The sequence below is a fragment of the Salisediminibacterium halotolerans genome (genome assembly GCF_003814815.1).
In the GTDB taxonomy this organism is placed as follows: Bacteria; Bacillota; Bacilli; order Bacillales; family Salisediminibacteriaceae; genus Salisediminibacterium; species Salisediminibacterium halotolerans.
In genome coordinates this window covers 464915-483624 of sequence record NZ_RKQQ01000002.1, presented here as the reverse complement: position 1 = coordinate 483624, position 18710 = coordinate 464915, and the positions used below count along the sequence as shown (strand labels likewise).

General features: G+C 46.4%; 22 protein-coding genes. 1 reads left to right on the top strand and 21 read right to left on the bottom strand.

Annotated elements, in window-relative coordinates; translation table 11 throughout:
- Nucleotides 1-66: 66 nt before the first annotated feature.
- The 10 genes from panD to EDD67_RS05340 form a co-directional block, all read right to left on the bottom strand.
- A complete protein-coding gene (gene panD, locus EDD67_RS05385; RefSeq protein ID WP_121438810.1) occupies nucleotides 67-450 on the bottom strand; it encodes an aspartate 1-decarboxylase in 384 nt (127 codons plus the stop codon).
- A gap of 20 nt (nucleotides 451-470) precedes the next feature.
- A complete protein-coding gene (gene panC, locus EDD67_RS05380; RefSeq protein ID WP_121438811.1) occupies nucleotides 471-1316 on the bottom strand; it encodes a pantoate--beta-alanine ligase in 846 nt (281 codons plus the stop codon).
- Entirely contained in the window at nucleotides 1313-2146 is an 834-nt protein-coding gene (panB, locus tag EDD67_RS05375) for a 3-methyl-2-oxobutanoate hydroxymethyltransferase (RefSeq protein ID WP_242005914.1), read from the bottom strand. The genes panC and panB overlap by 4 nt, the downstream gene beginning before the upstream one ends.
- 255 nt (nucleotides 2147-2401) lie before the next feature.
- Nucleotides 2402-3376 (bottom strand): biotin--[acetyl-CoA-carboxylase] ligase, encoded by a 975-nt coding sequence (locus tag EDD67_RS05370; RefSeq protein ID WP_121438813.1) that lies wholly within the window; start codon nucleotides 3374-3376, stop codon nucleotides 2402-2404.
- Entirely contained in the window at nucleotides 3373-4515 is a 1143-nt protein-coding gene (locus tag EDD67_RS05365; protein WP_121438814.1) for a hypothetical protein, read from the bottom strand. Before EDD67_RS05365 ends, EDD67_RS05370 begins: the two co-directional genes overlap by 4 nt.
- Nucleotides 4512-5642, bottom strand: coding sequence for an N-acetyl-alpha-D-glucosaminyl L-malate synthase BshA (gene bshA, locus EDD67_RS05360; protein WP_121438815.1), 1131 nt, complete (start codon nucleotides 5640-5642; stop codon nucleotides 4512-4514). Before bshA ends, EDD67_RS05365 begins: the two co-directional genes overlap by 4 nt.
- On the bottom strand, nucleotides 5639-6352 hold the full coding sequence (gene bshB1 / locus EDD67_RS05355; RefSeq protein ID WP_121438816.1) for a bacillithiol biosynthesis deacetylase BshB1: 714 nt from the start codon (nucleotides 6350-6352) through the stop codon (nucleotides 5639-5641). Before bshB1 ends, bshA begins: the two co-directional genes overlap by 4 nt.
- Entirely contained in the window at nucleotides 6342-6773 is a 432-nt protein-coding gene (gene mgsA / locus EDD67_RS05350) for a methylglyoxal synthase (RefSeq protein WP_121438817.1), read from the bottom strand. Before mgsA ends, bshB1 begins: the two co-directional genes overlap by 11 nt.
- A 13-nt stretch (nucleotides 6774-6786) precedes the next feature.
- A complete protein-coding gene (dapB, locus tag EDD67_RS05345) occupies nucleotides 6787-7584 on the bottom strand; it encodes a 4-hydroxy-tetrahydrodipicolinate reductase (protein ID WP_123875805.1) in 798 nt (265 codons plus the stop codon).
- Nucleotides 7585-7923 carry a nucleotide pyrophosphohydrolase gene (locus EDD67_RS05340; RefSeq protein ID WP_242005915.1) on the bottom strand — a complete coding sequence of 113 codons (339 nt, stop codon included), beginning with the start codon at nucleotides 7921-7923 and terminating at the stop codon, nucleotides 7585-7587.
- Between the two features lie 179 nt (nucleotides 7924-8102).
- Between EDD67_RS05340 and EDD67_RS05335 the strand changes: the two genes are divergently transcribed.
- Nucleotides 8103-8942, top strand: coding sequence for a YitT family protein (locus tag EDD67_RS05335; RefSeq protein WP_093071670.1), 840 nt, complete (start codon nucleotides 8103-8105; stop codon nucleotides 8940-8942).
- A gap of 57 nt (nucleotides 8943-8999) precedes the next feature.
- Here EDD67_RS05335 and EDD67_RS05330 read toward each other — a convergent pair whose 3' ends face one another.
- From EDD67_RS05330 to hisC, 11 genes are all read right to left on the bottom strand, one after another.
- Nucleotides 9000-9686 carry a zinc metallopeptidase gene (locus EDD67_RS05330; protein WP_121438818.1) on the bottom strand — a complete coding sequence of 229 codons (687 nt, stop codon included), beginning with the start codon at nucleotides 9684-9686 and terminating at the stop codon, nucleotides 9000-9002.
- Nucleotides 9687-9789: 103 nt separating this feature from the next.
- Nucleotides 9790-10392, bottom strand: coding sequence for a DUF1405 domain-containing protein (locus EDD67_RS05325; RefSeq protein ID WP_121438819.1), 603 nt, complete (start codon nucleotides 10390-10392; stop codon nucleotides 9790-9792).
- A 97-nt stretch (nucleotides 10393-10489) separates the two neighbouring features.
- Entirely contained in the window at nucleotides 10490-11302 is an 813-nt protein-coding gene (locus tag EDD67_RS05320) for a menaquinol-cytochrome c reductase cytochrome b/c subunit (RefSeq protein WP_121438820.1), read from the bottom strand.
- 31 nt (nucleotides 11303-11333) lie between these two features.
- Complete coding sequence (gene qcrB, locus EDD67_RS05315; RefSeq protein WP_093071521.1) at nucleotides 11334-12005, bottom strand: menaquinol-cytochrome c reductase cytochrome b subunit; 672 nt, start codon at nucleotides 12003-12005, stop codon at nucleotides 11334-11336.
- A 15-nt stretch (nucleotides 12006-12020) separates the two neighbouring features.
- Nucleotides 12021-12527: a QcrA and Rieske domain-containing protein gene (locus EDD67_RS05310; protein WP_242005916.1), complete on the bottom strand. Its 507-nt coding sequence runs from the start codon at nucleotides 12525-12527 to the stop codon at nucleotides 12021-12023.
- A gap of 148 nt (nucleotides 12528-12675) precedes the next feature.
- Nucleotides 12676-13128: a YpiF family protein gene (locus EDD67_RS05305; RefSeq protein WP_121438821.1), complete on the bottom strand. Its 453-nt coding sequence runs from the start codon at nucleotides 13126-13128 to the stop codon at nucleotides 12676-12678.
- 57 nt (nucleotides 13129-13185) lie between these two features.
- Nucleotides 13186-13737, bottom strand: a complete 552-nt coding sequence (locus EDD67_RS05300; protein WP_121438822.1) for a ReoY family proteolytic degradation factor — start codon at nucleotides 13735-13737, stop codon at nucleotides 13186-13188.
- A gap of 142 nt (nucleotides 13738-13879) precedes the next feature.
- On the bottom strand, nucleotides 13880-15154 hold the full coding sequence (locus EDD67_RS05295) for a tetratricopeptide repeat protein (protein ID WP_093071524.1): 1275 nt from the start codon (nucleotides 15152-15154) through the stop codon (nucleotides 13880-13882).
- A gap of 18 nt (nucleotides 15155-15172) precedes the next feature.
- Nucleotides 15173-16468, bottom strand: a complete 1296-nt coding sequence (aroA, locus tag EDD67_RS05290; RefSeq protein ID WP_121438823.1) for a 3-phosphoshikimate 1-carboxyvinyltransferase — start codon at nucleotides 16466-16468, stop codon at nucleotides 15173-15175.
- A gap of 14 nt (nucleotides 16469-16482) precedes the next feature.
- Complete coding sequence (locus EDD67_RS05285; protein ID WP_093071526.1) at nucleotides 16483-17586, bottom strand: prephenate dehydrogenase; 1104 nt, start codon at nucleotides 17584-17586, stop codon at nucleotides 16483-16485.
- 16 nt (nucleotides 17587-17602) lie between these two features.
- Nucleotides 17603-18685, bottom strand: coding sequence for a histidinol-phosphate transaminase (hisC, locus tag EDD67_RS05280; RefSeq protein WP_121438824.1), 1083 nt, complete (start codon nucleotides 18683-18685; stop codon nucleotides 17603-17605).
- Nucleotides 18686-18710: the final 25 nt, after the last annotated feature.

Here is an 18710-nt window from a genome sequence, read left to right as displayed (position 1 = left end):
TCGTTCCTTTTGACAGTATAACAAAAGCGCCTCCGCCGGTCACGGCCAGCGGAGGCGCTGTTAACTTTAACGGACTGTTTGTGCAGGTTCAGTCGACATCATTTCAACGATATCATTATTTTCGTTCAAAATTGCAACACGCGGTTGATGTTTTCGGGCATCGTCCTCGTACATCCATTTATACGACATAATAATCACTTGATCTCCAGGCTGTACTAAGCGGGCAGCTGCCCCGTTCAGACAAATTGATTTCGACCCCCGCTCACCTGGGATAATATACGTTTCCAGCCGGGATCCGTTATTATTGTTGACGATTTGAACTTTTTCATTGGCAAACATATCGACGGTATCTAATAAATCCTCATCGATCGTAATGCTGCCGACATAATTTAAATTGGCCTCGGTGACTGTTGCGCGATGGAGCTTTCCGTTCATCATTTCGCGAAACATGAGATAACCCCTTTCTGTTTTCAGCTCTTCGTTATATTATCAATCAGCCGCGTGTTTTGATACTGTACGGCTGCTGCGATGATCCATTCAGCCTCGGCGCTTGCGGGAGGCTTAAGTTCAGGGAATGTCAGCATTTGCACATAATCAATCTCAGCCGATAAAGTCTGTTGCAATTGATTTATCACCCATTGTTCCGTTTCTTCGCCCGCTGTCAATTCTGAGATTTCAATCAACTTCTTTGCCTCGCCAAGTATACGGTATAATGCTGGAGCTTCGGCGCGTTCTGCGGGAGTAAGGTTGACGTTGCGCGAACTCAAAGCCAATCCGTCCGCTTCCCTGACGATCGGTGCCGGAACAATCTCCACATCAAGGTTAAAGTCTTCGACCATACGCTTTAAGATCGCTGTTTGTTGCGCATCCTTCATGCCGAAAACGGCAATATCAGGCTTTATAATTTCAAACAGTTTTAAGACGACGGTTGCAACACCGTCAAAATGGCCCGGACGGCTTTCGCCGCACAAGACATCCGTTCCTTCTATGACAGATACTTTCGTCCCAAGCGTTGACGGATACATTTCTGCAACCGGCGGGATAAACAGTGCTTCAGCACCGTGTTTTTCTGCGGTTTCAACATCTTTTGCTTCATCACGCGGATAAGAGCTGTAATCTTCATCCGGACCGAATTGTAACGGGTTTACAAACGAGCTTATGATTAAACAGTCGGCATGTTTTCTCGCTTCGTTCATTAATGAAACATGACCGTCGTGCAAATAACCCATCGTCGGTACAAAACCGATTGTTTTTTTATCTTCGTGCAGCTTTCGGCAATATATTTTCATCTCTTTAACAGTCCGGATAATTTTCATGAATGTTTTCCGTCCTCATTATCCTTTGGTTCGAGCGGCTGAAAGACGTGCTCTGCAGCGGGAAACGACCCGGTTTTAACATCGTCCGTAAAGGAGCAGACAGCTGTCTGGATCGTCTCGTTAAGATCCGCATAAACTTGAACAAATTTAGGAACATTCGCTGCACCGTAGCGCAATATATCATGATAAACAAGTACCTGTCCGTCCGTATAACGTCCGGCGCCGATCCCGATGACCGGGATCGTCAGCATATTCGCCAGCTCTTTTCCCAGAGATTCAGGGATTAATTCGACAACGAGCATCGAAGCGCCTGCTTTTTCAGCCCGCGCGGCATCGGTTAACAAAGCTTCCCGCTCTGCTTTGTCTTTGCCTTGAACTTTATATCCGCCCAGCACACCGACCGATTGCGGTGTCAACCCGAGGTGTGCTGCCACCGGGACTCCGCCGGAAACCAATCGTGCGATATGATCGATGACTTCCCCGCCGCCTTCAAGCTTCACAGCGTGCGCCGAAGCTTCTTGCATGAGACGCCGGGCATGGCTGATCGTTTCACTGATATCTCCGTGATAAGTCATAAACGGCATGTCTGTGATAACAAACGTTTCTTTTGCTCCGCGCCGGACAGCTTTTGTATGATGCACCATGTCATCCATCGTTACCGGAACGGTCGACTCGTAACCGAGCACGACCATGCCTAAAGAATCCCCGACAAGTATAACATCGGCTCCGCCGCCCTCAGCAGCGGCTGCCGACGGAGCATCATAGGCTGTCAACATGACGATCGGTTCTTTTTTTTCTTTCATTTGTTTAAACGTTGCAGTTGTTTTCACGCAAATAGCCTCCTTCTGTAAACGGTCTGAGTTAAGCAGAAGGCAAAAAACCTTCTTCCTTGAACGGAAGAAGGCAGAAAAAATCGGACATACAGAGAAATGACCTGAGTCAAAACATCGGCATGCTGATATCATTTATTCCTTCTGTCCCTGTCCCGGAAAGGATCAAAGCAGACCATAAGTTTTTTGCTTGCAATCGTTTGAGCGGTGCCGTTCGAATCGATACGGCCCGATATGTTCATTGTAACAAAACATTCACGATTTGTCGGGAATTTTTTCAATATCTGCTGAGAGAAGCCGTTCAATTTCTCCGTTTTCCTTTTCAATCAGCAAAACCCCGTCGTCATCAATCCCTCTGTTAATTCCTTCATAGACACGTTCTCGCGTCCGAGCCCGGATGTTAGCACCGGGACTTTCCGCTGAAGCCTCCCATATCGGTTTAATGACTGAAAAACCCTTTTCTTCATAGAGCGAAAACATCGTCTCCATCGAATGAATAAGCGCCGACAACAATTGCAGCCGGTCGAACCTCTCTCCTGTCTCCATCGACAATGATGTCGCTTTATCAAATAGCCACTCCGGGAAATCATTGTTGTTTACGTTTAGTCCGATCCCGACGATCATCGATTTGACCTGATCGGGATCGGACTGCACTTCTGTTAAAATCCCGCAGCATTTTTTTCCGTTTAAAAGTAAATCGTTCGGCCATTTAATCGTCAATTCAATTCCGGTTTGCTCGCGAACCGCCTTGCAAACGGCTGTTGCTGTAACGAGAGTCAGCTGCGGCATTTGATGAACAGGAATGTTCGGGCGCATGACGATACTGACCCAAATTCCTTCGCCTTTTTGCGAGGAAAATGAGCGCCCGAGCCGGCCTTTTCCGTTTGTCTGTTCATCTGCTATCACAATGCCGCGCTCAGCTGTCATTGTTTCAAGCAAGCGATGCGCGAGCGTTTGCGTTGATGACGCCGACGAATAAAATTCGACAGCTGCATCCGGCCAAACAGCGCGTATTTGACCGATAACGGCATCTTCTGTGAACGCATCGGAAAATACTTTTAACCGGTAACCTTTATTTCGTACTGCCTCGATTTCATAACCGCGATCCAACAGGGTTTGAATATGTTTCCAAACGGCGGTTCTTGAGCAGCCGAGCTGACTGCTTAGCCATTCACCTGACAAAAACTCGTTTTGGTTCTCGCGAAGAAGCTGCAATATCGATGTTCTCATTTTATCCGGCTCCTTATCCAATCAGCGAGAGCTGTCTCTTCATTTAAGACGCTTCCTTGAACGATTTTCATTTCCGCTTCATTTAACAATACACCTACTTGCTGACCGGTTAAAAAGGGATGTTCCCGTAAAATTTTTTTGCCGTCAGTCTGCATTTCTTTCCGTTGTTTAATTGGCAGCCTTTCATACATTTGCCGCCACTCCTCGCCGACTGCAGCATCCTCGTACAGACACTCATACAAAAAAGAGGCGGTGATCAATCGTTTTTCTCCGAGATGATATAAATCAACAGCCGTCGGCGGAGCAGCTGCCAAAAACGCTGCGATCGCCGCAGTATCTTTTTTTAATTGATTCGAACGGCGATAATACGATAATACAGCAGCCGGGCTGACTGCATCCGCCGTATACGAAGCAGCTGTCCACCAGTGAAGCAAAGCGTCTCCCTCAGCTGGCAGCGACCGCTTTTGCAGCGATTGCACGAGCGATTCTTCCCGGAATATCAGCGGAAAATGCGGAAAGATCGGTGCGAAAAAGAACAGTTCCCAGTCTGAAGGGCCCGGTCGGCAAAGGGCGATTTTGTCAAACTCGGCAGCAAGCCGTTCCGCGGCCGGTTCGCTTATCAGCGCTTTACGAGCTTGAATCTGTGCCAAAGCAGCATCGTCTATCTTAAAAGCCAGTTCCATCGCCAACCGATAAGCGCGGAGCATTCTTAAAGGATCCCGGTCAAAATTGCTTCCGTCGGCTGTACAAGATCGAATCGTTTTTAAGGTAAGATCGGCCAAACCGTTAAATGGATCGACAATACTGCCGTCGTGTTTTTCTGCCATCGCATTGATAGTAAAATCACGCGCGGCCAAGTCTTCTTCAACGGTTTCGGTTTGCATCACCGTCACTTCCACAGCTGTTTTTTCAATAACGACCAACAAAGTGCCGTGTTTTGCACCGACAGCATGGACATTTTCAAACAACTGTTCAATATCCTCACGAGATGCTGCGGTTAAAAGATCAACATCGCGAACGTTTCGCTGTAAATATTTATCCCTGACTGCGCCGCCGACGATCCATGTATCAAAACCCGCGGAAGTTAAACGGGTCATGACTTTATAACCGATCCGTAAACTTTCCGATTGCTTGTTCACTGCCCGTTCAGCGCCTTTCGGTACACGGCTTCGTAATCAGAGACAATTCGGTCTTGGTGAAAATAATTGAACACCCTTTTTTTCGCGGCTTCAGCCATTCGGTTTCGTAAAGCGTCATCTTTTAGCAGACCGTCAACTGCAGCGGCGATCGCATCAATATCTCCCAGCGGCCTAACGTAGCCGGAAACACCGTCTTCGATCACCTCTGGTATGCCGCCGATATTCGAGCCTACTGCCGGAACCCCGCAAGCCATCGCTTCTAGAAGAACCAAACCGAAGCTTTCTTTTTCAGAAAGCAATAGTTTCACATCACTGATCGACAAAAGCTCGGCGACTTGTTTTTGGTTGCCTAAAAAACGCACATGATCTGTTACTCCCAGGTCATTGACTAATTTTTCAATAACCGGCATTTCCGGTCCTTCACCGATCAATAACAGCACCGCATCGTTCGTACGGCGAATACGGTGAAAAACTTTCACGACATCTTCGACACGTTTAACTTTGCGAAAGTTTGATACGTGAACGAGGATTTTTGCAGATTCGCTTATACGCAAATCAGCACGGATTTTTGCTGATTTTTTCGGATGGTATACAGCATGATCAATAAAATTGTAAACGGTAGCAATGTGATCATCAATATTTAACAGCGTTTTTGTCTGCCGGACAAGATCATCGGAGACGGCCGTTACACAATCCGACTTTTGGATGCCAAACCTCACCATATCTGAAAGCGAAGGATCATAACCGAGCACCGTAATATCTGTGCCGTGCAGTGTCGTGACAATTTTTACATCATGCGCGACCATTTCTTTCGCTAAAAAGGCGCTGATTGCGTGCGGTACAGCGTAATGCACGTGGAGAATGTCCAACTTTTCCCGCTTAATGACTTCCGCCATCTTATTTGCCAATGCTAAATCATAAGGCGGGTATTGAAAGACGGAATATTGATTCACTTCTACTTGATGAAACGCAATATTCGCTGTGAAATCATCTAATCTGTACGGCAGCGCTGAACTGATAAAATGAATATCGTGTCCTTTTTCTGCAAGTGCTTTCCCGAGTTCCGCTGCAACAACGCCCGAACCGCCGACAGTCGGATAACAGGTAATGCCAATCTTTAAACTCATCGTGATTCTCCTAACAGCTGATGTATCATCAGCGGTCTTTCTGTGAAGAAGCCTTCCGCATACTCTGTGCCGGCTTCTCGGCCGTATCTCTTTTCCCGGGATTTTAACTGCTCCAAGTAACCGTTGTTTAACGGTGTAGCGCTGCGTTCCTCGTTCATTTCGAACTGCGTTTTATAACAGTGCAGTGCTGCGAATTTTTTTTCAATCACATTGGTGACATCGATTAAAAAATCAGGCGACTGATTGCCGTTAATTTGATAATACATATGCGCGTCCGGTCGGTACGCCGGTGCCGGATCGCTCTGTCCTGTTTGATACTTTTTTATCCCCGCAGAAAAAAAAGCCTCTTTTACCAATTCACTGCAATCGCCGTGATCGGGATGGCGGTCGTTTCTATGCGGGGAGAAGACAAGCTCCGGACGATGCGCACGAATCACTTCTGTTAATTGATCAATGATTCGACGCCGATAATCAAGCAGTTTCCTGTCCGGCCACTGGCAGATTTTTAAGTCTGCAGCTCCGAGGACATCTGCGGCTTGCTGCGCTTCTTCCAGGCGCGTGTCAACTGTTCCGTTTGAAGACAGCTCAGCTTCGGTTAAAATAAAAAACCCTACTTTTTTTCCTTGCTCCGCTAACTTAGCCGCTGTCGCGCCCATCCCGATCTCAATATCGTCCGGGTGAGCGCCGACTGCTAAAATATCAAGCACCATGAGTTCCTGTCTCCTCTTCTTCATCCTTTTTCAACAATTCGCGAAAAGCAAATTCGCCCCTTTTCAATCCAGAGAGCAATATTTCTGCTGTCGCCATATTTGTTGCAAGCGGAATACTGTAAACGTCACACAGGCGAATGAGTGCGTTAATATCAGGTTCATGAGGCTGGGCGGTAAGCGGATCTTTGAAAAAAATAACAAGATCCATTTTATTTTCTGCAACCAGCGCGCCGATTTGCTGATCGCCTCCGAGCGGACCGGATTGAAACCGGTGAACGGTAAGAGACGTTTCTGCTGTCATACGCTTGCCGGTTGTTCCGGTCGAATAAAGTGTATGCTTTTGCAGCACCGGTTCGTAAGCAAGTGCAAAGGTAACAAGATCATCTTTCTTTTTATCATGCGCAATAAAAGCGATATTCATAAGTTTCTCCCTTCTATATATCAAGAAGCTGTTCGAGACCGTATACGAGTGAACTCATCGTCATAACATGTTGACAGGCCAATTTAATCCCCGGCATAAACGAGGTGCGGTTTAAAGAATCATGCCGGACGGTAAGCGTCTGCCCCTCACCGCCAAAGATTACTTCTTGGTGCGCAACCAACCCGGGGAGACGTACGCTGTGAATGTGCATGCCCTCGTGCTCTCCGCCGCGGACTCCGCTCAGCTGTTCTTCTTCGTCCGGGTGTCCTTGCGGGCGTTCGTCGCGTACTTCCGATATCATTTGCGCGGTTTTTACCGCTGTTCCCGACGGTGCATCGAGTTTTTTATCGTGGTGCTGTTCAATAATTTCCACATCCGGCATGTACTTGGCCGCCAGCTGTGAAAATTTCATTAACAGCACGGCACCGATGGCAAAATTCGGGGCAATGACCGCGCCGATTTGCTTTTCTGCTGCTAACTGAGACAGTTCCTCAACATCCTCTTCCGAAAACCCGGTCGTCCCGACAACAGGGCGTACGCCGTTTTCAATCGCAATCTGCATATGTTTTTTGCCGACCCCGGGAGAAGTCAAATCGATCAGTACATCTGCTTTCACTTCGTCAAGGCATGCTTGCATATCTGTATAGACCGGAACGTCGAGCGGCTCCATGCCGTCGATATCTTTCATCTTTTTCCCGGCTCCCTCAAGATCGACCGCAGCTGCGAGCGAAAAGTCCTTTTCGGCTTGCACCATTCTTACTGCTTCCGCGCCCATCTTCCCTTTCGCTCCTGCCACAACTATATTGATCATTTATTTTTCCTCCTCTTTTTTCGTCCATCTGTTTTCATCGCGCGTTTCAAATTTATTTATTACAGTATTGAAGGCTTCCTCTAAATCAATCTCCAGGGAATTAGCCAGACACACAATCACAAACAGCAAATCGCCGAGCTCTTCTGCAATCGTATTATCATCTTCCGATGTTTTTTTCGGTTTTTCGCCGTAGTAGTGATTGATTTCCCGCGCCAATTCTCCCAGTTCTTCCGTGAGTCTTGCATTCATCGCAAGCGGCGAAAAATACCCTTCTTTAAATTGGGAAATGTATGTATCCACTTCTGTTTGGATCTCGCTGATTGTTCGTTTCTCGTTCAAGTTATCCGTCCTCTCTTGCTGAAGTGTATGCTCCCTTCGATAATCGTAATGGAATCAGCGCTTTTTGACAAATGTTTTATTTGGATTGCCAGTAAAAGCAGCTTGCATTATAATTGAGCGGGTTCATTAACGGAAAAGGAGGAAACTGATTGACAAAACTATACATTAAACACAGTGCAATGATCTTGCTCGGAACCGCGATTATGTCGTTTGGACTTGTGTATTTCACGATCGAAAACAACTTAGCCGACGGAGGATTAACCGGGATTACTTTAATATTATACTACGCTGTTCAGTTTGATCCGGCTTATTCAAACATTTTGCTGAATATCCCGCTCTTTTTCATCGGGTATAAAGTTTTAGGCAGGACTGCATTTATTTACACCGTTTTCGGAACCGCTTCGCTGTCGTTTTTTCTCTGGCTTTTTCAAGCGTTTCCGCTCATCCATATTCCCTTGCACGACGATTTAACGCTCGCCGCTTTATTTGCCGGCGCTTTTATCGGTGCAGGGCTCGGGATTACTTTTCGCGCCGGCGGAACGACCGGCGGTGTTGATATCATCGCGAAGCTCGTGTATAAATATTTCGGCTGGAGCATGGGAAAAACGATGTTTATGATCGACGCGCTTGTCATATCTGCATCGTTGCTGTACTTAAACTACCGGGAAGCGATGTACACGCTCGTAGCTGTGTTTATTGCTGCGAAAGTGATTGATTTAATTCAGCAGGGCGCTTACTCCGGCAAAGCAGCGATGATCATTTCAAACCGAAGCAAAGAAATATCGGAGACGATTCTCGCCGAGATGGACCGCGGCGCAACGATTTTAAAAGGACAGGGAACGTTTACAGATGAAAAACGCGATGTGTTATACTGCGTTGTCGGCCGCAATGAAATGATTCGGCTGAAACACTTAATTCACAGCGTCGACCCCCATGCTTTTGTCACGCTTACAGATGTGCAAGATATTATGGGCGAGGGATTTACGCTCGATGAAAATAAACGGCCGCTGGAATTATAAAAAATACGCCTTATGCCGGTTCGGCACAAGGCGTATTTTTTTACAGTTTTCAAGCAATCAGTCGTCCATCGCTAAAAACATCATCACAAACCGCATCAATTCCATCAGCGCGACGAGCGCAGAAGCAACGTACGTTAAAGCGGCGGCGTTAAGAACTTTTTTCGTTTGCCGCTCTTCGTTATTTGCAATCACGCCGGCAGATACAACTTGTTCCATCGCCCGGTTCGAAGCATTGAGTTCAACCGGCAGCGTAACGAGCTGGAACAAGACGGCAAACGACATCAGCACGATGCCGGCGGCTACCAGTCCGCTCGCGCTCATGAGAATACCGCCGATAATCAAAAAGATCGATGCATTCGAGCCAAAGCTCGCTACCGGGACGAGGGAATGGCGAAAGCGGAGAAACGCGTATTCTTCCGCGTCCTGCATTGCATGACCGACTTCGTGCGCTGCCACTGCAGCGCCGGCAATCGAATTGCCGTAAAAGTTGTGCTCAGACAGGCGCACGGTTTTTGACCGCGGATCGTAATGGTCGGTAAGCGTACCCTTTACCGGTTCGACCGTAACATCCATCAAGCCGTTCTCATCCAGTATTTTCCGCGCAACCTGGTAGCCGGGCATACCTGACGATGAAGCGACTTGCGAATATTTTTTATACGTGTTTTTCACCTTTGAACTTGCCCACAAAGGCAAAAGCATTAAAATGGCAAAATAAATGAGAAATCCGCCCATTGTTTCAAACATGATATGCGACCTCCTTTTCTTTTCTGTTCATTATTTTAGTCAAATTACGTCAAACCGTCAAATAAAATGACACTATACTTTACGGATCAGCTGTCATTTTGTTTCACTTTCTGTTTGGAAGTTCCCGCTTCTCGCTCGTATGGTGAAGGTAATACACAATCAAAAGCGAAGCGATGCTAAGCCAAAATGTAAAGTACGCAATTTCTTCGATGTTCGGCATAATAGTCGACTTCACCCACGGATGCATTCCGTAAACATAATCAATCACATCGTTATGCAATGTCCAGACCGCCACGATTATAAGATGCCAAGGCTTTATTTTATAAAACGGCGCATATAATAGACCTTGTACCGCCATACCTAAATGACTGAAGATCAGCATGAAATCCAGCAGTGTTATGACACTTCCGGCTGCACCGGCCCAAAGAATCATCACCACCGCCCATACTCCGTATTTCAAAAGCGTTACCGCTGCCAAAGCTTCAACGAGCGGCATGTTACGTCCGAATAAAAACGCCGCTAACACGATACAAAAAAACAAGCTTGCTGTCGGACTGTTTGGAACTAATGGTAAAAAATACCAAGGGGTCTCTTGGAGCTGGGGCCCGTACCAGATGAACCCATAAATTGTCCCAAATATATTAATGAGCAACAAACTCAGGATAAACCACCGCTGTCCGATGAGGGTCATAAAATATGTAAACATCTTACATCCTCTCTTGTTCATTTTCAATCGCTCTCTCTAATAAAAACATGCCGGCTGCATTAAATGCAACCGGCATGGCTTATGCTATAGAAAAACTTTACTCATCGTTGTTTCCATTGCCGTCATCGCCGCCGTTGCCGTTTTCTTGTCCGTCATTGGCAATAAACTCAGCAAGTGTTTCCAGTTCTTCATCAGAACCTTCGAATTGACCGCCGGGCATTTCGCCGATGCCGTCTTCGATGATTTCAATGACTTGCTCTGTGTCGTAATCACTTTCAAAAATGTTCGGCCCGGCAGCGCCGCCGAGCATATCTCCGCCATGGCAGCCGATACATGAGTCTTGACTTTGATAGATTTCATAGCCCTCAGCGGACTCATCTACGTCAATGTCTTCAACAATTTCACCTTGCTGTTCGGCCGCTTCCCAATCGTGTTCGTCGACAGATTCCCAAGTAAGATAAATGATTGAAACAACGGCCAGAAGCATTAAGCTTGTCCCAATCGGCCTTTTTTGCGGCCGCCTTTCTTTACCGGGGTCTATCCACGGCGCTAACAGCAGAGCTCCAAATGCAATTCCCGGGATGACGACGGCGCCGATAACCGTGTAATCACCGGCTGCAAATTCATATTTTAAAAGTTGATATAAAAATAAGAAATACCAATCCGGTAACGGTATGTAACCGGAATCCATTGGATCTGCGACTCGTTCAAGCGGTGCTGGATGCGCAACAGTCAAAATAAGAAACCCGATTAAAAAGACTGAGCCGACCATCCATTCACGAAGCAGAAAGTTCGGCCAAAATGCTTCTGTTTTACCCGGATATTCTGAATAGTCCTTAGGGATATTTTGCTTTTTACGATCCACAAGACGGGAGTCTCCAACAAACTTTAACCCTTTACCGCGTTGCATAATTTACCCTCCTTGTCTTATGTCCTGCCGCTTAGAGCGGCCCTGAAATACCTTGCTTACGAATCATATAAAAATGGGCTCCCAACAAGCCGAGCAAAGCGCCCGGGAGGAAAAACACATGAATCGCAAAAAAGCGAGCTAAAGTTTGTGCCCCGATAATTTCTCCGCCGGCAAGCAATGTGCTGGCAAACCCGCCGATGATTGGCGCGCTTTCGGCAATTTCAAGCCCGACAACTGTGGCAAAGTATGCTTTCATGTCCCAAGGAAGCAAATATCCGGTAAAACCGAGCCCTAAAACGACAAAGAATAAAAGGACGCCGACAACCCAATTCAACTCTCGCGGTTTTTTATACGATCCGGTAAAAAACACGCGGAGCGTATGTAAAAACATCATCACAATGACTAAACTGGCTCCCCAATGGTGCATGCCGCGCACGATCATCCCGTGCGTCACTTCATTTTGCAAATAATAAACCGATTCATAAGCATGAACAATATCCGGGACGTAATACATTGTTAAAAACATTCCGGAAAGAATCTGAATGACGACGACAAAAAATGTGAGGCCGCCGAAACAATAGACAAATGCTGAAAAATGATGCGCCGGATTAACGTGTTCCGGAACTTCATGATCGGCAATGTCCCGCCACATCGGCGTAATATCGAGCCGTGTGTCCAACCAATCATAAATTTTTTGTAACATTACATAAGCCCCCTTTTACCCTCGCTCTCGGATGTTACCGAGATGAACCATACCGTCGCGCACTTCCACTTCATAAACATCAAGCGGGCGTGTCGGCGGAGTTCCTTGGATGTTTGTGCCGTCCGGTTCAAACCGGCCGTGATGACACGGACAATAAAACTGATCAGGGTAGTCTTGATTGCCTTCCCAACCTACGGTACATCCCAAATGGGTACAGATCGGGGACAAGGCAAGAATTTCACCGTCCTGACGAAAAACATAAGCGGATTGCGTCTGTTCAGATGTATACCAGCCGTCTTCGATTTCGACATCGAAATTAACCAATTGCGGCTCCTCTGTAACATCATCCTCGCTTAAACCGATGGAAATAAAATCTGAATCGTCTGTATCTTCTAAAGCCGGATCCAATGCCATACGCACCATAGGACTTAACATTCCAGCCGCCATGAAACCGCCTACACCGGTTAATGTATAAGTCAGAAATTGGCGCCGCGATACCCGATGTTTTCTTTCTTCACTCACGGTCTTCCCTCCTCGCTTCCGTTTGTTCACAAAAACTTCACACAACGTAAATAAATTAAGACAATCTCATGATAGACCAAAAAAAGCGGTAATGTCAATTGATTCACAAGAATTGTTTTAGGAAGATAATAATTATTTGTTAATCCGTTTACCACCGGCCTGTGATCAACGGAACTATTTGATCGATTTGCTGTGAAATAACAGACTTCACTTGTTTCATCTCCATCGAAGAGAGTGAAATCGGCGGCATCCAAATCACTTCCGCTTCTTCCGCCGGGGAAAGCGAACGCCAAGCAGGGTCTCCCGTGATATAAAAGCGGTGTGCAAACCCCGCCTCCAGTAAGTGATCGTCCCACTGTTTTAACGCTTCGCACTGCGATTTTAGAGAATCCGTTTGCAAATATGTATAAGGCGGTGTGAGCATAATTCTCCCGGCAAACTGCTTTTCAATCCCTTCAGATAAAAGCTGGACGTACTCGCCTTGTTCGGCAGCCGATTGGGTTTTTTCTTGAAAATTAAACGGAACCAACGGGATAAGAGCTGTATCGACATATTCTTTTGCTTCAGCATAGTAATTAAGCGATTCCGCATTCCAGCGCATCGCGTTCCCCTCCTTGCCACTGTATTAACAATGTTAAGTATTTATATAAAAGCCCTTCTATTCTTGAAGGGCTTTAAGTGCCGCATATTGTCTTGCCAAGTTATGAAACGAGTCTTTATCCCGCGATTGCAGCGCTTCATTAATCTCTGCACGGAGCCGCTCCAATTCCTTTAAACGGATGGATTCATCGAGCACCATCTCGGCCAGAACCGCATTGAGGTTTTCTTCTTCAGCATTTACCGGCAGATAAGGGTTCTCTTCCATGACCGCCATATATTGATGGGACGTTTGTTTATTTTCAAAGTTTAGCTGGATATAAATATCTTCATTGCGGTTTAAACGGATATCGTGAAAAGCTTTTTCCGCATCCATCGTAATATGATGATTTTTATGAAAGGAAAAGGGAATCTCTTCTACATCGTTCGTTGAAATGATTAATGCTTTCGGACAGTGATCGGCTTCTTCGACGAAATGAACTTTTTCCATCAAAATATCATCACTCATCAAAAAATTGAGCAGCCACGCACATTCTCTTCGCTTTAGCTGATGCTGATCGAGGAACCACTTTAAAAAATCTCTTTTTTCCATTGCCGGAACAGAGCTGTGCATTTTTATCCCTCCCATCTTTTCGATCACCAAGGGAATACGGCCAAAACACCATCTGCCTCTTATACTGTACAATTCTTGATGGGACGAGAAATTTCCTGCTGCTTTATTAAAATAATTCCCGTTTGAAGATATTTTTAACCGGTTATTTAACCCGTTTATTCAGTTCTTCGATTCGTTCTGCCAAATCTTCACGTTCCGGATAAAGCTCAAACAGCTGCTTTAAAATCGGCAAAGCTTTGTCATAGTTTCCGGCAGCGAGATAGATTTCAGATGCGTCTTCAAGAAAGCGTTCATCATCCGTTTCTGAAGTTAACACACGGTCGAGCGCTTCCGCCGCTTCTGTTGTTTCGTTTTCTTCAAACAGAGCCCTGGCCCGGTATCTTTCGTAGAGCGGATCAAATTCACGGTAATCATCTAAAAAGGCCATTAATTCCAAAACGCTCTCATAATCTTCGTTTTCGTCAAAGTAATTCAACAATTCTTTCACAGCGGAAACGTTGGACGGATTTAATGCGATGACTTTTTCAAGGAACGTTTTCCCTTCCTCGCCTTCGCCTCGTGACATTTGCAGCTTGGCTAATTCCAGGTAAAGCTCTTCATTAAATTCGTCGCGCTTAATGCCGTCCTGTAAAATTTGCATAGCGTTGTCATATTGCTTTAAAGCGACGTTAGCTCGGGCAAGAATCGGATACGCTGTCGTGAAATCAGGATCCATTTCCAATAGCCTTGTCAATGTTTTAACAGCTGTGTCATACTCTTCCACCTGCATCGCTGTATAACCGTAACCGAACAATGCATCCGGCGTTTCATTTTCTTCAATTCCTTCACGGAAATAGACAAGCGCTTCCTCAAACTGACCGGTGGCACTGAATGCTTCAGCAAGTTTAACTTTCGGTTCAATCGGTAAATCGTTTGGGAGCTGCCCTTGATGCACCACTTTTTTGTAATAAGATATCGCTTTTTGATAATCTCCGCGGTTTAAGTAAAATTCGCCGAGACCGAATTGTAAAACGGGGTGATCCGGTTCATTTTCCAAGGCTTCGAGCAATTTATTTTCGGCAACTTCCTCGAGGCCGTCCGCTTCGTAGAGATCTGCCAGCAACAGGCGCGCTTGCACATAGGCAGGGTCGTCTTTTGACACTTCATTCAGCATATCAATCGCTTCGTCTTCTTTCCCGAGTTCGCCGTAACATTCTGCTGCAAATGCAAACAGCTCGCCATGATCCGGGTATCGAAACATCAGTTCTTGAAGAAGATTTAACGATTGATCGACTAGACCGAGTTCAAAATAAAGTTCGGCAATTGTCCGCTTCGTTTCATCATCTGCTTCCGGAATAAGACTTTCAACATTTTTCAAACCTTGTTCGTGCTCACCGGATTCAATCAGCGAGATCGCCTCTGCGAGTTTTTCATTCATCGTTTATCGGCTCCTTTATTATCGGTTGCGCAAATGTTTAAGATCGTCAAAAAAGCCGGGATACGATACCGCAATCGCATCGGTATCTTCTACCGTCACCGGGGAAGTGCTGATCAGACCGCACAAGGCCATCGCCATGCCGACTCTGTGGTCACCGAAACTTTTCACCGTTCCTCCGCTCAGGCGTGTCGGTCCTTGAATAATCATACCGTCCGGCGTCGCTTCAATATTCGCGCCGAGCTGTTTTAACTGCGAAACAACCGTATCAATGCGATTCGTTTCTTTTACCTTCAGTTCAGCTGCATCTTTAATCACCGTTGTGCCTGCTGCTTGCGTTGCCAAAACAGCAATAACCGGGATTTCATCAATAAGACGCGGGATCAACCCGCCGGCAATTGTCGTTGCTTTTAAAGACGAAGTTTGCACATGCAAATCAGCGACAGGCTCCCCGGCTGTTGTTTTTTCATCTGTTAATTCAACATTTGCTCCCATCGCTTCTAACACATCAAGAATACCTGTTCGTGTCGGATTAACGCCGACAAAAGGCAATTTAACACAGCTGTCCGGCACCATCAACCCTGCTGCCAGTATAAAGGCAGCAGATGAAATGTCGCCGGGCACATCAACATCCGCAGCATTTAAGTGCTGATCGCCTTCGACGGTAACTTGTGTCCCGTTAACAGCAACGTCTACACCGAAGCTTTTAAGCATACGTTCAGTATGATCTCTCGATTTGCTCGGTTCATCAACCGTTGTTTTTCCTGAAGCGTTCAATCCCGCTAACAGCAGCGCCGATTTCACCTGTGCACTTGCGACGGGGCTGACGTAGTGAATACCTCGAAGCCGTCCTCCGCGGAGGTGAATTGGCGTGAATTCTCCGAATAACCGGCCGTCAATCGAAGCGTTCATCATTTTCAGCGGTCCGGTAACGCGCGACATCGGGCGCTTGGCAATTGATTTATCGCCGACTAAAACGACAGATTTGGGGAGCCCTGCGAGCAGCCCGGATAACAGGCGAATCGTTGTACCGGAATTTCCGACATCAAGCGCCTCCTCCGGTTCTTTAAACGAATCGGTTCCTTTGCCGTAAATGATCATTTCATCATCTTCTTCAACGATGTTTACGCCGAGCTGCTTCATGCATTCAATCGTGCTGTAACAATCTTCTCCTTTTAAAAACCCACGGATCGTGGTAATCCCTTCAGCCATAGAACCGAATAAAACCGCTCGGTGGCTGATTGATTTATCCCCCGGCGTTTTTACCATTCCTTGCAACCCGCCGCTTTCTATCGGCGTCATTTCGATTTCTGACATGGTATCCTCCTTTATTATGGAGCATCATACGTTTCATAGAAATGCTCACGCAATTTATCCTTTGCCATTTGCAAATCCTCAGCAGAACGAAAACTGAGCCTGAGAACGCCCATGATATCTTCTCTGGCCTCAATAATCCGGATGTTTGTAATACTGATTCCCGCATCCGCAAGGATCGCCGTCACATCCGAAATCACGCCGGGATGGTCCGGAACATCAACAAATAAATCGTAAAACGGGAGCATCGCCCCCTTTTTCCGTGAAGGAAGCTGATCCCTGGCTGTTTTAGCCTGCTGAAAAAACGTAAAGATCGCTTCCTCATCCGCCTCGTCAATCATTTTTTCAACACCGGTAAGCTGACTTTGCCATTCTTTTAATAAATCAAGAAGAACTTCCCGATTTTGCAGTAAAATGTCCCGCCACATTTCCGGAGAGGCAGAAGCAATCCGGGTTAAATCCCGAAAACCGCCGGCTGCTAATTGCGTGATCAGCGGATCTTGCACTTCTTTTTCCGCTACTTGGTTGACGAGACTCGATGCGAGAATATGAGGCAGATGGCTGATCAATCCGGCAAAACGGTCGTGATCAGCAGGATTTAATTCAAGAAACTTTGCCCTTGTTCCTTTTAAAATATTTTGCAGCCGAATCCGTTCAGAAGAAGGAACACCTTCAACTGGCGAAAAAATATAAAATGCGTTCTCAAACAACCGGTCATTGGATGCTTCTATGCCGGTTTTGTGTGAACCCGCCATCGGATGTCCGCCGATAAAGGAAACACCTTGACGGCTTAATTCCTTTCCTTTATCGACGACACTTTTCTTTGTGCTGCCGACATCGGTAATGATCGCGCCTTCTTTTAACGGAAGACCAATCAAACGTTCGAGAATAGCCAGTCCGCCTGTAACGGGCGTCGCAATAATAATCACATCACTAGAGATGGCGGCATCTTCAATCGATGCCGCCGGTTCATCAATAATTTGTAAGCTTTTAGCTAAACTCATTGCATCCTGATCGGAATCATAGCCGACCACGGTCGCTTGAGGGTGGCCGTTTTTAATACTTAAAGCCAGCGAACCGCCGATTAAACCTAGTCCGATCACAAAAATTCGCATCTGCACAGCGTGTTTCCTCCCTTTAACGAAGCCAGTCTTTCAGTTCCGCGATGATACGGTCGTTTTGTTCCGGGTTTCCCAGCGTAATCCTGACGGATGTCGGATAGCCTAACGCTTCGCCGTTACGCGTTATAAAACCCCGTTCCAGCAAATATTGAAAAATTTCGCTCCCCGGTTTCTGCAAGTCCATTAAAATAAAATTCGTCTCCGAAGGGAAGTAATCTAACCCGAATTCATCGCAAAATTGCTCATACTTTTTCATTTCGCGGCGGTTTTGCTCAAAACAGGAACGGATAAAAGACTGGTCATTTAAGGCAGCAGAAGCTGCCAATTGACCGGCCGTACTCGTATTGAACGGTTCGCGTGCAGGATCGATCGCTTGAATCAAATCCTTTGATGCTGCTCCGAACCCGACGCGCAATGATGCAATCCCGTAGGCTTTTGAGAACGTGCGTAAGAGCATTAAATTGTTATACTCGTTTAAATAAGGGACCGTATCCGGGAAATCTTCCGCACTGACGTATTCATAATAAGCTTCATCACTGACGACGAGGACATCTTCCGGCACTTTCTGCATAAACGACCGAAACGCTTCTTCCGAGATATATGTGCCCGTCGGATTATTCGGGTTGCAGACAAAAACGATCTTCGTTTTTTCATCAATCGCCTGAAGCATTCCATCTAAATCATGCGTTCCGTCGATCAGAGGGACTTCCTTAACTTCCGATCCTTCAATGACAGCATTATGTTTATATTGCGGAAATGTCGGCGCGGCTGTCACGATATTGTCATCTCCAGTCAGCATCGCCCGGCAAAGTATTAAAATTACTTCGTCCGAACCGTTGCCAAAAATCAGCTGCTCTTCCGCCACGTTTAAATGCTGAGCAACGTCTTCGCGCAACTGTTTGGCATATCCGTCCGGATAAATGTGGACGGCATCGTAAGCCTTTATTAACGCATCTTTTACCGCCGGAGAAGCCCCGTAAGGATTCTCGTTTGAAGCGAGTTTAATGACTTCCTCCAACTGGAGCTCCCGCTTTACTTCTTCAATCGGTTTTCCGGGTTTATAAGGCGTCAACCCGTTCATTGTTGATTTTATCCTCACTGCAATTCCCTCCGCATTCATGCCA

Bases quoted from the DNA above. Each gene is read 5' to 3' on its own strand.
- bshB1 (WP_121438816.1), bottom strand. From the start codon at position 6,352: ATGGTGCTTGATATTTTAGCAGTCGGCGCTCACCCGGACGATATTGAG.
- dapB (WP_123875805.1), bottom strand. From the start codon at position 7,584: ATGATCAATATAGTTGTGGCAGGAGCGAAAGGGAAGATGGGCGCGGAA.
- EDD67_RS05330 (WP_121438818.1), bottom strand. From the start codon at position 9,686: ATGTTTGAAACAATGGGCGGATTTCTCATTTATTTTGCCATTTTAATG.
- EDD67_RS05305 (WP_121438821.1), bottom strand. From the start codon at position 13,128: ATGCGCTGGAATGCGGAATCGCTTAATTACTATGCTGAAGCAAAAGAA.
- EDD67_RS05370 (WP_121438813.1), bottom strand. From the start codon at position 3,376: ATGAGAACATCGATATTGCAGCTTCTTCGCGAGAACCAAAACGAGTTT.
- EDD67_RS05320 (WP_121438820.1), bottom strand. From the start codon at position 11,302: ATGCAACGCGGTAAAGGGTTAAAGTTTGTTGGAGACTCCCGTCTTGTG.
- bshA (WP_121438815.1), bottom strand. From the start codon at position 5,642: ATGAGTTTAAAGATTGGCATTACCTGTTATCCGACTGTCGGCGGTTCG.
- panD (WP_121438810.1), bottom strand. From the start codon at position 450: ATGTTTCGCGAAATGATGAACGGAAAGCTCCATCGCGCAACAGTCACC.
- panC (WP_121438811.1), bottom strand. From the start codon at position 1,316: ATGAAAATTATCCGGACTGTTAAAGAGATGAAAATATATTGCCGAAAG.
- EDD67_RS05325 (WP_121438819.1), bottom strand. From the start codon at position 10,392: ATGTTTACATATTTTATGACCCTCATCGGACAGCGGTGGTTTATCCTG.
- aroA (WP_121438823.1), bottom strand. From the start codon at position 16,468: ATGTCAGAAATCGAAATGACGCCGATAGAAAGCGGCGGGTTGCAAGGA.
- EDD67_RS05300 (WP_121438822.1), bottom strand. From the start codon at position 13,737: ATGCACAGCTCTGTTCCGGCAATGGAAAAAAGAGATTTTTTAAAGTGG.
- qcrB (WP_093071521.1), bottom strand. From the start codon at position 12,005: ATGTTACAAAAAATTTATGATTGGTTGGACACACGGCTCGATATTACG.
- mgsA (WP_121438817.1), bottom strand. From the start codon at position 6,773: ATGAATATCGCTTTTATTGCGCATGATAAAAAGAAAGATGATCTTGTT.
- EDD67_RS05295 (WP_093071524.1), bottom strand. From the start codon at position 15,154: ATGAATGAAAAACTCGCAGAGGCGATCTCGCTGATTGAATCCGGTGAG.
- EDD67_RS05335 (WP_093071670.1), top strand. From the start codon at position 8,103: ATGATCTTGCTCGGAACCGCGATTATGTCGTTTGGACTTGTGTATTTC.